Source organism: Amycolatopsis sp. NPDC102389, assembly GCF_044765885.1.
GTDB lineage: Bacteria > Actinomycetota > Actinomycetes > Mycobacteriales > Pseudonocardiaceae > Amycolatopsis.
Genome location: NZ_JBIWKX010000045.1, coordinates 1 through 13,606, shown reverse-complemented (window position 1 = coordinate 13,606; position 13,606 = coordinate 1). Strand labels below are relative to the sequence as shown.

The window sequence follows — 13,606 nt, the reverse complement described above, 5'->3', positions numbered from 1 at the left end:
ACATGGAGCTCGCCGGGCGGCACGTCCTCGTCGCCGGAGCCGGGATCACCGGCAAGTCCATCGTCCCCGTCCTGGCGGACCTGGGTGCGCGGATCACTGTCACCGACGGCAACGCCGAACGGCTGGCGGAGCTCGAAGGTCTCGGCGCTGAACTGGTGCCCGGTCTCGCGGTGCCACCCGAAGGCGTCGAGCTGGTCGTGACCAGCCCCGGCTGGAAGCCGACGTCTCCGCTGCTGGTGGCGGCGGCCGAGGCGGGTATCGAGGTGATCGGCGACGTCGAGCTGGCCTGGCGCGTCGGGCAGCTGCGCGACAAGCCGCCGGTGTGGCTCGCGATCACCGGCACCAACGGCAAGACGACCACGGTCGGGATGCTGGAGTCGATCCTGCGTTCCGCCGGGGTGGATGCCGTGGCCTGCGGAAACGTCGGCTTCGCGGTACTCGACGCGGTGCGGGCCGGGCGCGAGGTGCTCGCCGTCGAGCTGTCGAGCTTCCAGCTGCACTGGTCGTCGACGCTGGCCCCGCTCGCGTCGGTGGTGCTGAACCTGGCCGAGGACCACCTCGACTGGCACGGCTCGATGGAGGAGTACGCGGCCGCGAAGGGCCGGGTCCACACCCACTCCCGGAACGTGGTGCACAACCTCCACGAGCCGTGGTCCGCCCGGCTCGCCGACGAGCACGCGCCCGCCGACGCCCGCCGCGTCGCCTTCGGCATGGACACCCCGCGCCCCGGCGAACTCGGGATCGTGGAAGACCTGCTGGTCGACCGCGCCTTCGTGGCCGACCCGGCGACCAGCGCCGACGAGCTCGGCACGCTGGCCGACGTGCGTCCCGCCGGCCCGCACAACGTCTCCAACGCGCTCGCCGCGGCGGCGCTGGCCCGCGCGTACGGCGTCACCGGCGAGGACGTCGCCAAGGGCCTGCGCGAGTACCGGCCCGCCCCGCACCGGGCCGAGGAGATCGGCGAGATCGACGGCGTCCGGTACATCAACGACTCCAAGGCGACCAACCCGCATGCGGCGAGCGGTTCACTGCGCGCGCATCTGAACGTCGTCTGGATCGCCGGTGGCCAGCTCAAGGGCGCTTCCGTGGACGAGCTCGTCGGCTCGATCGCCGGGAGGCTGCGCGGCGTCGTCCTGTTCGGCGTCGATTCACCCGTGATCGCCGCCGCTGTCGCGCGACACGCGCCGGATGTCCCGGTGAACAGCCTCCCTTCGGGTGACGATGACACCATGACTGCGGCGGTGAAGGCGGCCCGCGCCCTGGCGCGCCCTGGAGATGTGGTGCTGCTGGCCCCCGCCGCGGCGTCGTTGGACATGTACTCGAGCTACGGCGCACGCGGCGACGCGTTCGCGAGCGCGGTCCGTGTCCTGCGCGACGGTGCGGGGGAGACCAGTGACGGCGGTTGAGGAAAGAAAGCGCGAGACTCCGCCGCGCAAACGACGTGAGCGCAAGGAAAGCCCGTTCGTCGTCTTCCGCACCGCGCTGACGGCCTGGCTTTCGCGGCCGCTCGCCTCGTTCCACCTGGTGCTGGCGCTCACCGGCGTGCTGACCGTGATCGGCATCGTGATGGTGCTGTCGGCGTCGTCGGTCGCTTCGTACAACCCCAAGACCGGCACCGGCGTGTACGCCCAGTTCAGCAAGCACCTCATGTTCGTCGGGATCGGCGCGGTGGTGTTCTGGGTCGGACTGCGGGTGCCGCTGGAACGCGTCCGGCGGTTGTCGGCGACGGCGACGGTGGTGTGCCTCGGGCTGCTCGTACTGGTGCTGACCCCGCTCGGCTCCGAGGTCAACGGCTCGCAGGGCTGGTTCCGGCTCGGGGGGTTCGCCTTCCAGCCGGTCGAGGCGGCGAAGGTCGCGCTGGCCTTCTGGGGCGCGCACATCCTGGTGATCAAGTACAACATCATCAACCAGTGGCGGCATCTGCTCGTCCCGGTCGTGCCGATCGCGCTGCTGATGTTCGCGCTGGTCATGATGCAGCCCGACCTCGGCGGCACGATCACCCTCGCGGTGGTCCTGATGGCTTTGCTGTGGTTCGCGGGCGCGCCGAAACGACTGTTCGGGGTCATCCTCGCGGGCGGTCTGGCCGGGGTTCTGGTGCTGGCGATCATCGCCCCGTACCGGCTGGCGCGGGTCATGTCGTTCGTCTCCGGCGACCCGGACACCAGCGCGGACGGCTTCCAGGCCAACCAGGCGAAACTCGCGCTCGCCGATGGCGGGTTCCTCGGCAAGGGCCTCGGCCAGGGCCAGTCCAACTGGGGCTATCTGCCGAACGTGCAGAACGACTTCATCTTCGCCCTGATCGGCGAGGAACTCGGCTTCGTCGGCTGCGTGGTGGTGCTCGGGCTGTTCGCCGGGGTCGCCGTCGTGGGCCTGCGGATCGCCACCCGCAACCTCGACCCGTGGATCCGCATCGTGGCCGGCACGCTGACCGTCTTCCTGGTCGCGCAGGCCGGGATCAACATCGGCTACGTCGTCGGCCTGCTGCCGGTCACCGGGGTCACGCTGCCGTTGATCTCCTACGGCGGGACGTCGCTGGTGATCACCATGCTCATCATGGGGATCCTCGCCAACGCCGCCCGGCACGAACCGGAGGCGGTGGCCGCACTGCGCTCGCAGGGGCCAGGTAAATTCGGACGCCTGCTGAGGCTTCCCGCGCCCGAGCCGTACCGCCCGCCCGCCAAGCGCAAGGGCACCGCGGCCAGGGGAGGCGCCGCCAAGGCGGCGAGGCCCGCGCCGAGGACGGCCAGGCCTTCGCCCGCTCAGGAGCGGCGCCGTTCGGTACGGGAGCCCGGCAGGAGGACGGCCGCGCGAACGGCGGTGAACCGCGGTACCGCGAAACGGGGTACCGCAAACCGGAGAGGTCATAGGTGAACAACCCAGTCAGAGGTGGCGCCGCAGGCGAGGTCGCCGGCAAGGCACCGGTGGTCGTGGTCGCCGGCGGTGGTACCGCCGGCCACATCGAACCGGCACTCGCCCTCGCCGACGCGGTGATGCGCCTGCGTCCCGACGCGAAGGTGATCGCGCTCGGGACCGAGCGCGGACTGGAGAACAAGCTCGTCCCGGCGCGGGGCTACCCGCTGGAGCTGATCCCGCCGGTGCCGATGCCACGCAAGCCGACCCCCGAACTGCTGAAGATGCCGCTGAAGGTCCGCGACGCGGTCAAGCGCACCCGTGAGGTCCTGGACCGGGTCGGCGCGGACGTCGTCGTCGGTTTCGGCGGCTACGTCGCGCTTCCGGCGTACCTCGCCGCGCGCGGCCGCACGCCGATCGTGGTGCACGAGGCCAACGAGAAGCCGGGCCTGGCGAACAAGGTCGGCGCGCGGTTCGCCGTCCGCGTCGCCGTCGCCGTCCCGGGGACGCCGCTGGCGAAGGCCGAGGTCATCGGCATCCCGCTGCGCCGCTCCATCACCTCGCTCGACCGGCCCGCGCTGCGCGCCGAAGCCCGCGAGTTCTTCGGGCTCGACCCCGACGCCCCGACCCTGCTGGTCTTCGGCGGTTCGCAGGGCGCGGTGTCGATCAACGGCGCCGTCTCCGGCGCGGCCAAGGAGTTCGCGGACGCGGGCGTCGGCGTCCTGCACGCCCACGGACCGAAGAACACGCTGGTCGTCCAGGAGTTCCCCGGACGGCCCGCGTACGTCCCGGTGCCGTACCTGGAGCGCATGGATCTCGCGTACGCCGCCGCCGACGCGGTGCTCTGCCGCTCCGGCGCGATGACCGTCGCCGAGGTTTCCGCCGTCGGCCTGCCCGCGGTGTTCGTCCCGCTGCCTTACGGAAACGGCGAACAGGCCGTCAACGCCCGGCCCGCGGTCGACGCCGGTGCCGGGCTGATGGTCGACGACGCCGACCTCACCCCCGCCAAGGTCGCGGAGTTGGTGATCCCGCTGGTGTCCGACGCCGACAGGGTCGCGAAGATGAGCGCGGCCGCCGTCGGCCTCGGCCACCGTGAGGCCGACGAGACCCTTGCCAAGATCGTGCTGGAGGCCGCAGGTGCCTGATCAACTCCCCGACACGCTCACGCGTGCCCACCTGATCGGGATCGGCGGCGCCGGGATGAGCGGTATCGCCCGCATCCTGCTGGCGCGCGGCGCCCAGGTCTCCGGTTCCGACGCCAAGGAGTCGCGCGCGTTCCTTTCGCTGCGCGCCCAGGGCGCCGAGATCGCCGTCGGCCAGCGCGCCGAGAATCTCGACGCGTTCCCCGAAGGTCCGTCCTCGGTGATCGTGTCGACCGCGATCAAGGAGTCCAACCCGGAACTGGCGGCCGCGCGGGAACGCGGGATCACCGTGCTGCACCGCGCCGAGGCGCTGGCCGGGCTGATGGAGGGGCACCGCGTCGCCTGCATCGCCGGGACGCACGGCAAGACGTCGACGACGTCGATGCTGACCGTCGCGCTGCAGCAGTGCCGTCTCGACCCGTCGTTCGCGATCGGCGGCGACCTCAACGAGTCGGGCGCGAACGCGCACCACGGCGAGGGCGGGATCTTCGTCGCCGAGGCCGACGAGAGCGACGGGTCGTTCCTGGCCTACTCGCCGTCGGTCGCCGTGGTGACCAACGTCGAGCCGGACCACCTGGACCACCACGGCACGGCCGAGGCGTACGTCTCGGTGTTCACCGACTTCCTCGGCCGGATCGTGCCGGGCGGGCTGCTGATCGTCTGCGGTGACGACGAGGGCGCCGGGAAGCTGGGCGAGCGGGCCGCGGCGCAGGGCATCCGCGTCCGTCGCTACGGGCGTTCGGTCACCGGCGGCGACGACGCCAAGGTGCTGGACTACGCGCCGGCCCCCGACGGCGGCGTCGTCCGGATCTCCTTGCGGGGCGAGGAAATCGTCCTCCGGGTCGCGGTGCCGGGCGAGCATATGGCGCTGAACGCGATCGCCGCGCTGCTGGCCGGGATCGAGCTCGGCGCGCCGGTCGAAGGACTGGCCGAAGGGCTCGCCGCGTTCGGCGGCGTCCGGCGGCGGTTCGAGTTCAAGGGCCGCTCGGGCGACGTCCGCGTGTATGACGACTACGCGCACCACCCGACCGAGGTCGACGCGCAGCTGCGCGCGGTGCGGACGGCCGCGGGCTCGGGCCGGGTCATCGTGGTCTTCCAGCCGCATCTGTACTCGCGCACGAAGACGTTCTCGAAGGAGTTCGCGGCCGCGCTGTCGCTGGCCGACGAGGTCGTCGTGCTGGACGTCTTCGGGGCGCGCGAGAAACCGGAGCCCGGGGTGAGCGGCGCGCTCATCGCCGACCAGATCTCCGGCGTTCCCGTGCACTACCAGCCCGCGTTCGACGTCGCGGCGAAGCTCGCGGCGGATCTGGTCAAGCCCGGCGACCTGCTGGTGACCATGGGCGCCGGCGACGTCACGCAGCTCGGCCCGGAGATCCTGGCCGAACTGGACCGGCGGGCGGGATAAGCCATGACGCAGACCGGGGAACGCCGCCGCCCGGCCGAACCCGGTCGGCGTCCGCGCACCGAACGAGCCCAACGCTCCAAGGCCCGGCGCGGCAGGCGGTCCGTGTACGACCGCCGCCGCACCACCCGGCCCACCCGGCAGAAGGAGATGCGGCGGCGCTGGGTCGCGCTGCTTTCGGTGCTGACCGCCGCCGCCCTCGTCTACCTGCTGTGGTTCAGCTCGATGCTGGGAGTTCAGCAGGTCGACGTCGTCGGGGCGGGCTCCGTGCCCGCGGACCAGATCCGCGCCGCGGCGGCGGTGCCGGACCAGAAGCCGATGCTGCGCCTGGACACCGACGAAATCCGGGACCGGGTGGCGCAGATGCCCGGCATCGCCACGGTCGACGTCTCCCGGTCGTGGCCGAGCACCCTCGAGATCACCGTGACCGAACGGACCGCGATCGCGTTCTTCGACAGCGGGCCCGGCGGCGACGGCGTGCACCTCGTCGACGGCGGGGGAGTGGTGTTCAAGACCGTCAAGGAACGGCCCGCCGGGTTGCCCGAACTGAAGCTGCCATCGGTGTCGGCCGACGACCCGGTGACCCGCGCGGTGACCGGCGTCCTCGGCGTGATCCCGCAGCAGCTGCTCAAGCAGGTCACCACCGCGACGGCGAAGACCCCCGGCAGCGTCGAGTTCGCGCTGGCCGACGGGAAGACCGTGCGGTGGGGGACCTCGGCCGACACCGAACGCAAGGCGAAGGTCCTGGCCGCGCTGCTCACACGCGAGGGAAAGGTCTTCGACGTCTCGGCACCCGATCTGCCCACCGTCTCCTGACGCGTTTAGTCCTCTGAATGCGGTAGTTCGCGATACGAACCACCGCATTCAGAGGACGAAACGCGGGAGGGTCAACCGGTGACGAGGGCTTCGATGCCGTCCAGCATGCGTTCCAGGCCGAACGCGAAGGTCTCGTCGGCGGCTTCGCAGGTGTCCGCCTCGTAGCCGCCGCTTTCCCAGATCCGTGTCATCGCCGGATGGCGTTCCACGTCGAAGTACTTCTCCCAGAACACCGACCGCTGCCCCCACCAGGCGTCCGTCGACTGCCCGGTCTCCTGCTCGACCTGCGCGGTCTCGGCGAACAGCGTCGCGTTCGCCTGCACGTAGATCTCGATGCTGTTCGCGGCCGCGGCCGTCTTGCGCGGCTCCAGCCCGATGTCCGACACCGCCGCGATCAGGTACTCCTGGCCCGCCATCAGCCCGGGGCCGAGCACCGGTCGCACCATCGACGTCGACCGCAGCCACGGGTGTGCCCGGAACACGGCCAGGGTGCGCTCGGCGTACAGCCGCACCTGCTCGCGCCAGCCGTCCGGCCGCGGATCCCCGGGGCCGGGGAGGTCTCGTTCGGCGAGCACGGAGTCGACCATGAGGTCGAGCAGTTCCGTCTTGCCGGGGACGTAGGTGTAGAGCGTCATCGTGCCGGCGCCGAGTTCCTTGGCGATCTGGCTCATCGACACGGTCGCCTCACCCGCGCCGTCGGCGAGCGCGACGGCGGTGGCGATCACCTGGTCGAGGGTCAGTTTCGGTTTTCGTCCCCTGGTCGGCTGCCGGGCTTCGCCGCGGTCACGCCACAACAGTTCGAGGCTGCGCTCGAAGTCCATCCACACTCCACTCGGCCGTGAAGCTGGATTCTACATTCTCGTATGAGGTACGGTTAAGGTTATCCCGTAGGGCGTACGAAAAGGAGTGGGGAATCGTGACGATCCTGGTGACCGGTGCGACCGGAAGCGTCGGCAGGCTGCTCGTCGACGAACTGGTGCAGGCCGGGGCGCCGGTACGGGCGCTGACCGTCAACCCGGCGAAGGCGGCGCTGCCCGAGGGGGTGGAGGTCGCCAAGGGCTACCTGGGCAAGCCGGAGACGTTGCCGGAAGCCCTCGAAGGCATCGAGACCGTGTACCTGGCGCCGCTCGCGGCCAAGGTGGACGACTTCGTGAAGCTGGCGAAGGAGGCCGGGGTGCGCCGTGTGGTGGCGCTGTCGGGCAGCAACGCCGACGATCCGGCGGACAACTCGAGCGGCGTGGACTACGCGATCATCGAGAAGGCCGTGGTGGAGGCGGACTTCGACTGGACGTTCCTGCGGCCGGGCGCGTTCATGAACAACACCCTGGGCTGGGCGGAGACGATCAAGGCCGAGCGGGTGGTCCGCGAGGCCTACCCCGAAGCACGGATGACGCCGATCGACCTCGCGGACATCGCCGCCGTCGCGGCGCACGTCATCTTGACCGAGGGGCACGTCGGCAAGAAACACACGCTGAGCGGGCCGGCGGCGATCAGCCAGCGCGAACAGGTCGCCGCCATCTCGGCCGCGCTCGGCGAGGAGGTGGTCTTCCAGGAGCTGACCCGGGAAGAGGCGAACAAGCAGTGGGCCGCCGCCGGTGTCCCGGCCGAGATCGCCGAGTGGCTGCTCGACGGCTTCGCGTACTTCACCGAGAACCCCGACAAGCCGACGGGCGTCGTCCAGGAGCTCACCGGCCGGCCCGGCGTCACCTACGCGGAGTGGGCGATGGCGAACGTCGAAGCGTTCCGCTGAACCCGTCACTCACGTGATTGGAGCCGTATCTCGCGTGATTGAAGCCGTAACTCGAGAGTTTCGCCTTCAATCACGCGAGTGACGGCCAGGAACACGCGAGATACGGGTTACCGGTCCTCAGCGAGCTCGGCGCGGGAGGCGGGTCGGGAGCGGCGCACCGCGCTGTGGCGGAGCAGGAGCCTCGGCGGGCGGCGGGGACGACCGCTGCGGCTGGGGCAGCGGGGGCGGGGCCTGCGATTCGCGGGGCCAGGCCGGGGTGATCATCGCCTGCGCCCCGACCCGGCGGACGGGCAGCCCGTGCGACTCCCGTGCCGGCAGGCCGGGCCAGATCTCGCCCGCCTCCTTGGCGGCGTCGCGGATGGCGGTGCCGTCGAGCGAGGTGCGCGACTCCTCGATGTCGCGGTCGAGCCACTGGACGATGAACTCCAGCGGCCCGTCCGGCGGCAGCGGCCACAGGAAGATCTCGTGGTCGACGTGGAACGCCGAACCGCCGAGGCCCTGCGCGCGCAGCACCGGCTGATCCGGTTTGGTGGCCGACGGCACGGAGATGGTCTCCGAACTGGCGCGCCTGCCGTCCGGGAAGAGCACCCCGACCAGCAGTGCGTTGTAGTCCGGCACCCGGCGGTGGTCGATCAGGCCTTCGCCGGGTTCGTCGAGCAGCAGATCCCGCGAATACACCGACAGCTGGAAGGACACCGACTCCGGCCACACCTCGATACCGCGCAGTGCCACGATGGTCCGTTCGGCCCGGCCCAGCGGCATCGACCAGGGCAGGATCGCCGGGACGATGTACTCGTGCGGCGTCTCCACCCAGGGACGGCCGTTGTAGCCGAACAGCTCCTGTTCCGGCACCGGGAACAGGGGGCGGCTGCGCGGACCGTCCGTGAAGAAGCTCATCGTGGCGCGGCAGAACGCGGGGTGAAGCTGTCCGACCTGCCGTTCACGCCGTCAACGACCACCATGCGCTCACGGTAGCCGATGACCATGCCGGTACTGAACGGTTTCAAAGCACCTTTCGCGTCACCCGAAGCCCTTGAGCTTCACTTTCGTGCCCTTGGGCACCTTGGTGCCCGGCGACGGATCCTGCTGCAGGACGAAGTCGAAACCGCCGTTTCCGCCGCCGTGACCGTTGCCGTTTCCGCGTCCCTCACGGTCGGGTTCCAGACCCGCCTGTTTCAGGATCTGGAACGCCTCCTCCATCCGCTTGAACGTCACGTTCGGCACTTCGACGGCGTTCGAAACGAACACGCCGATCCGGCGGTTGCTCGCCTTGCCGCCGCCCTTCGGGTCGGTGCGGATCACCTGACCGGCGGCGAACTGGTCGGAGAACTCCTCGCCCGCCTGGAACGGCTGGAAGCCCGCCTGCTGCAGGATCTGGAACGCCGCGTCCTTGCTCTGGCCCGTGACGTCCGGGACCGGCGGCAGCGGCTCGGGGCCCTTGGACAGGATGATCGTGACCTGCCCACCGATGTTCAGCTGCGAACCGGGGCCAGGATCGACGCGGACCACCTTGTTCTTGGCGACGTCGCTGTACTCCTGCTCGCCCTGGACCGGGGTCAGCTGCGCGGCCTTGATCGCCGTCTCCGCGTCCTGCTGGCTCGTGCCGGCCTGGATGTCCGGCACGATCGGACGGCCCTTCGACAGCACGACGTTGACCGTGGCGCCCGGCGCGAGCGCCGTGCCCTCGGCGGGATCGGATCGGATCACCGTGTGCTGGGCGGCGGTGTCGCTGTACTCCTCGGTGTAGGCCGGAGTCAGCTTCGCCGACCGGAGTGCGTCACCGGCGGCGGCCTGGTTCATCCCGGCCAGCTTCGGCACCGACGACGACGTCGGGCCGGAGTCGTTGAGGATGAAGGCGAACGCGCCGATCAGGCCGCCGAGGACCAGTACCGCGGCCGCGATCATGATGTAGAGCCGCTTGCGTGACCCCGGCTGCTCGTCGTCCGCGGCCGGTTTGGGCCGAGGGGGCGGCGTGCGGGGCGGCTGCGCGGCGGGGATCTGCGGCTCGCGGTGCAACGCCTGCGTCCCGCGCGGCCCGGTGACCGGCATGGTCGCCTCAGCGACCGGGGCCAGCACCGTCGTCGCCATGGCCGGGTTCACCGCGGGGACGGCGGGGACCGCGGGGACGGCGGGGATGCCGGGGGTGGTGCGCTCGGCGTCGGTCTCCCGGTCGGCGTCGGCGGGCAGCGGCACGGGCACCGGGACGGCCGGGACGCCCAGGACGGTGCGCAGATGGTTCAGCTCGGCGAGGAACGCCGCGGCGTCGGCCGGGCGCTGCTCGGGGTCGCGGCGCGTGGCGCGCAGGATCAGCTCGTCCAGCTGCGGCGGGATGCCGGGCCGCAGCTCGCTCGGGCGCGGTACGTCGTCGTTGACGTGCCGGTACGCCACCGAAAGCGCGGTGTCGCCGGTGTACGGCGGGCGTCCGGTGAGCATTTCGTACAGCAGGATCCCGGCCGAGTAGACGTCGCCCCGCGAGGTGGTCGCGCCGGTCGCGACCTGTTCGGGCGAGACGTAGGCGACGGTGCCGAGGATGACGCTCGAACTCGTGGTGCCCGCGCTCGCGACCGCGCGGACCAGCCCGAAGTCGCCCACCTTGACCACGCCGCCCGAAAGCGCGGTGCCGCCGCGGCCGATGAGGACGTTCTCCGGTTTGACGTCGCGGTGCACCAGCCCGGCGGCGTGCGCCGCGGCCAGCGCGGAGAGGACCGGCTCGGTGATGCTCAGCGCGAGCGCGATGTCCAGTGGACCGCGTTCGGCGAGCAGTTCGCGCAGGGTCCCGCCGTCGACGAGTTCCATGACCAGGAACGCGCGGCCGGACTCCTCACCGCCGGGGGTGTCGAAGCCCTGGTCGTGCACCGCCACCACGTGCGGGTGGTGCAGCCGGGCCGCCGAACGGGCTTCCCGTTCGAAGCGCTCGACGAAGGACCGGTCGTCGGCGAACCGCGGGTCCATGATCTTGATGGCGACCTGGCGGTCCAGGCGGGTGTCGACGCCGCGGTACACCGACGACATCCCACCGCGTGCGAGCAGCTTGTCCACCCGGTAGCGGCCCTCGAGCAGAGTGCCCACCAGAGTGGGATCCGTGCGTGTCACGGCTATGGATCGTACGGAAGTGCCCATGTTCTGGTGTACGGGACCTGGGTCGCCGGGGATCACGATTCCCGTCATTTCGTCGAATCGGCGGTATCCGTGACCGTGCGGGCACTCTCCGTCATGTCCGGGGTCGTCACCCATGCGCACTAACGGGGGGAGAGACGGAATGTGGCACAGTGTCACCTGTGAGTGGTATTCCCGTCGCCGACGACGTTCTCGATGCAGATGTGGCCGTTCTCCCGCTTCCGGAGGTCGCGACCGCGCTGGGCGTTTCGGCCAACAAGGTCCGCCAGATGCTGCGCGACGGCCACCTGATCGCCGTCCGGCGCAAGGGTGAACTGTACGTCCCGGTCGCGTTCCTGGTGAAGGACGGCGTGGTCAAGGGCCTGGCGGGCACCATCACCGTGCTCGCGGACTCCGGTTTCAGCCGGACGGAGATGCTGCGCTGGCTCTTCGCCGCGGACGAGACCCTGCCGGGGTCCACCCCGGTCAACGCGCTCCGCACCAGCCACGGCACCGAGGTCAAGCGGCGCGCGCAGGCGATGGCGTTCTAGGTTTGACCAGCAGATACGTCGCGGCCGCGAGGAGCTGGCAGCCCGCCGCGGCACTCAGCGCCGCGGTTACGGAGAGTGCGCTCAACGGTCCCGCGGCCGCCGCGCCCGCCGCGAGCCCGGTGATCTTCAGGCTCGCCGCCGTCGTGAAAACCTGAGCCCGCACCGCCGCGGGTGCTTCACGATGCCGGATGGCGAAAAGAGCCGAAAGTTGCGGTCCTTCGGCGAAACCGGCGAGCACGGCGGCTGCCAGCAGGGTCACCACGTCGTGCCCCGACGCCGCGAGCAGGAAACTCGCGCCCAGCAGGACTGTGCTGGCGAGCACGGTGTGGTCGGGCTGTGGCGGCTTACGGGCCAGCACGGCGTTCGCGGCCAGTGACGCGGCGGCCAGCACGGTGAGCAGCAGCGCGCCGAAACCCGGATTCCCCAGCCGTTGGGCGCCGAGCAGTGGATAGCAGACCACGGCGATCCCGATGCCGGCGAAGGACACCGTCGACGTCGCGGTGGCCCGCAGCAGCGCGCGGTTGCGGAGAAGGACCGCGAAGCCGTCGGCGAGGTGACGGCGGATCGGTCTCGCGGGCTTCGCTTCGGCGGCGGGCAGCGACCATGCGGCGGGGAAGGCCGCCGCGACCAGCGTGATCGCGAGCGCCACCGCGGCCGGGGCGCCGGCGTACGCGGCCACGAGCCCGGCGAGTCCCGGCCCGGCGAGACTCGCGGCGGTGAACGTCATCGCGTCCAGCGTGCTCGCCCTTGCCAGGGGTGTCGTGCCGTGGACGTTCGGCAGCTGAGCCGTCCACCCGCCCGCCAAGGCGGGGTTGAGCAGCCCGGCCGCGACGGCCACCACGATCGCCGCGGGGAGTTCGACCAGCGCGAGCACCGCGCCGAGCCCGCCCGCGTAGGCGAGCAGTGCCCACGCCAGCAGCCGTCCCGGCCGGGGACTGCGGTCGAGCAGGGCGCCGAGCAGCGGCCCGCCCGCCGCCGCGGAGATCGTCAGGCCCGCGAGCAGCGCGGACCCGGTCGCGGCCGAGCCGTCGACCGCGATGCCGAGCAGGAGCAACGCCGGTCCGGACAGCTCGTCGCCGGTCCTGGCGACCGTCGCGCCGGTCAGGTAGACGGCGAGCCTGTAACGGCTTCTCATGAGAAAGACGTTACAGTGGGATATGACTTCAGCGCAGCGGGATTTCCTGCCCGGCCGTTCGGCGCGGGCGGCGGCCCAGCGGGCGGTGGATCTGCTCGAGGTCCTGCTCGCGTCGGAACCCTCGGTCGCGTCGGTTCGGGCGGTACTGGAAGCGCACGGCGAGACCTCGGTCGAATTGGCGCCTTCGGACGTGACGTCGTTGCGTGAGGCGGCCGTGGAACTGCGTGCGGTGTTCGCGGCGCGGGATGTCGCGGAGGCGGCCGATGTGCTCAACCGGCTGCTGGCCAGGTACGCGCATCCGCCGCGGTTGACCGATCATGCCGACGGGTTCGGCTGGCATCTCCACGTGGACGCCGACGACGACGGGCCGTGGGGCGCGTGGCTGGTGACCTCGTCCGCGCTGGCGCTGGCCGTGTTGCTGTCGGATCGTCAGACGCCGCCGGGCGGGTTGTGCGCGGCAGCGGGGTGCGGGAAGCCGTTCGCACACTTGGGTGGGGGAAGTCCGCGGCGCTACTGCTCGACGCGGTGCGCGACCCGGGAGCGAGTGGCGGCGCACCGGCGACAACGCTCGTGAGTGGTAAGGACGGTTATTGAGCCGAAAGTCAACCGTGTCGTGGTGAGACCGCGAGCAAGGAGGACTTCGGCGCGAGGCACGTGCACCGACGGCGCACTGCCGCACCTTGAGCGTCCACAGGGACTGTTGCCGGCGACCGAATGTCCGTTTGATGCTCGCATGACCGGTTTTCCCTGGGGTCGTGAGTGGCAAGTGGGGTTAGAACCCCATGTCTGAGTTCAGGACATGTCGGACAGTTGATGTTTCAGGACCTCACGGACACTGACCGGCCTGTCGGCGTGGTGACCAGG

General features: G+C 71.0%; 12 protein-coding genes. 8 read left to right on the top strand and 4 right to left on the bottom strand.

What is annotated here, in order from left to right; translation table 11 throughout:
- Positions 1–2 precede the first annotated feature (2 nt).
- The 5 genes from murD to ACIRGA_RS30185 are packed head-to-tail and all read left to right on the top strand — an operon-like array spanning position 3 to position 6,210.
- Entirely contained in the window at positions 3–1,406 is a 1,404-nt protein-coding gene (murD, locus tag ACIRGA_RS30205) for a UDP-N-acetylmuramoyl-L-alanine--D-glutamate ligase (RefSeq protein ID WP_400947258.1), read from the top strand.
- Complete coding sequence (gene ftsW, locus ACIRGA_RS30200) at positions 1,393–2,871, top strand: putative lipid II flippase FtsW (protein WP_400947255.1); 1,479 nt, start codon at positions 1,393–1,395, stop codon at positions 2,869–2,871. The genes murD and ftsW overlap by 14 nt, the downstream gene beginning before the upstream one ends.
- Entirely contained in the window at positions 2,868–3,995 is a 1,128-nt protein-coding gene (gene murG, locus ACIRGA_RS30195) for an undecaprenyldiphospho-muramoylpentapeptide beta-N-acetylglucosaminyltransferase (RefSeq protein WP_400947252.1), read from the top strand. The genes ftsW and murG overlap by 4 nt, the downstream gene beginning before the upstream one ends.
- Complete coding sequence (murC, locus tag ACIRGA_RS30190; protein ID WP_400947249.1) at positions 3,988–5,397, top strand: UDP-N-acetylmuramate--L-alanine ligase; 1,410 nt, start codon at positions 3,988–3,990, stop codon at positions 5,395–5,397. Before murG ends, murC begins: the two co-directional genes overlap by 8 nt.
- 3 nt (positions 5,398–5,400) lie before the next feature.
- Positions 5,401–6,210, top strand: a complete 810-nt coding sequence (locus ACIRGA_RS30185) for a cell division protein FtsQ/DivIB (RefSeq protein ID WP_400947246.1) — start codon at positions 5,401–5,403, stop codon at positions 6,208–6,210.
- A 71-nt stretch (positions 6,211–6,281) separates the two neighbouring features.
- On the opposite strand, the gene ACIRGA_RS30180 is transcribed toward ACIRGA_RS30185, so the two are convergent.
- Complete coding sequence (locus ACIRGA_RS30180; protein WP_400947244.1) at positions 6,282–7,031, bottom strand: TetR/AcrR family transcriptional regulator; 750 nt, start codon at positions 7,029–7,031, stop codon at positions 6,282–6,284.
- Positions 7,032–7,126: 95 nt separating this feature from the next.
- On the opposite strand from ACIRGA_RS30180, the gene ACIRGA_RS30175 reads away from it, so the two are divergent.
- Positions 7,127–7,960 (top strand): NAD(P)H-binding protein, encoded by an 834-nt coding sequence (locus ACIRGA_RS30175; RefSeq protein ID WP_400947241.1) that lies wholly within the window; start codon positions 7,127–7,129, stop codon positions 7,958–7,960.
- A gap of 117 nt (positions 7,961–8,077) precedes the next feature.
- Here the strand turns inward: ACIRGA_RS30175 and ACIRGA_RS30170 are convergent, their stop codons facing one another.
- Entirely contained in the window at positions 8,078–8,857 is a 780-nt protein-coding gene (locus ACIRGA_RS30170) for a hypothetical protein (protein WP_400947239.1), read from the bottom strand.
- Between the two features lie 123 nt (positions 8,858–8,980).
- Entirely contained in the window at positions 8,981–11,053 is a 2,073-nt protein-coding gene (locus tag ACIRGA_RS30165; RefSeq protein ID WP_400947236.1) for a PASTA domain-containing protein, read from the bottom strand.
- Between the two features lie 185 nt (positions 11,054–11,238).
- Here ACIRGA_RS30165 and ACIRGA_RS30160 point away from each other — a divergent pair, with 185 nt between their 5' ends.
- Positions 11,239–11,607 carry an Rv2175c family DNA-binding protein gene (locus ACIRGA_RS30160; protein WP_400947234.1) on the top strand — a complete coding sequence of 123 codons (369 nt, stop codon included), beginning with the start codon at positions 11,239–11,241 and terminating at the stop codon, positions 11,605–11,607.
- Here ACIRGA_RS30160 and ACIRGA_RS30155 read toward each other — a convergent pair.
- Positions 11,576–12,742, bottom strand: coding sequence for an MFS transporter (locus ACIRGA_RS30155; protein WP_400947231.1), 1,167 nt, complete (start codon positions 12,740–12,742; stop codon positions 11,576–11,578). The two genes, ACIRGA_RS30160 and ACIRGA_RS30155, sit on opposite strands and share 32 nt — an antisense overlap.
- A 22-nt stretch (positions 12,743–12,764) precedes the next feature.
- On the opposite strand from ACIRGA_RS30155, the gene ACIRGA_RS30150 reads away from it, so the two are divergent.
- Complete coding sequence (locus ACIRGA_RS30150; RefSeq protein ID WP_400947229.1) at positions 12,765–13,316, top strand: CGNR zinc finger domain-containing protein; 552 nt, start codon at positions 12,765–12,767, stop codon at positions 13,314–13,316.
- Positions 13,317–13,606 lie beyond the last annotated feature (290 nt).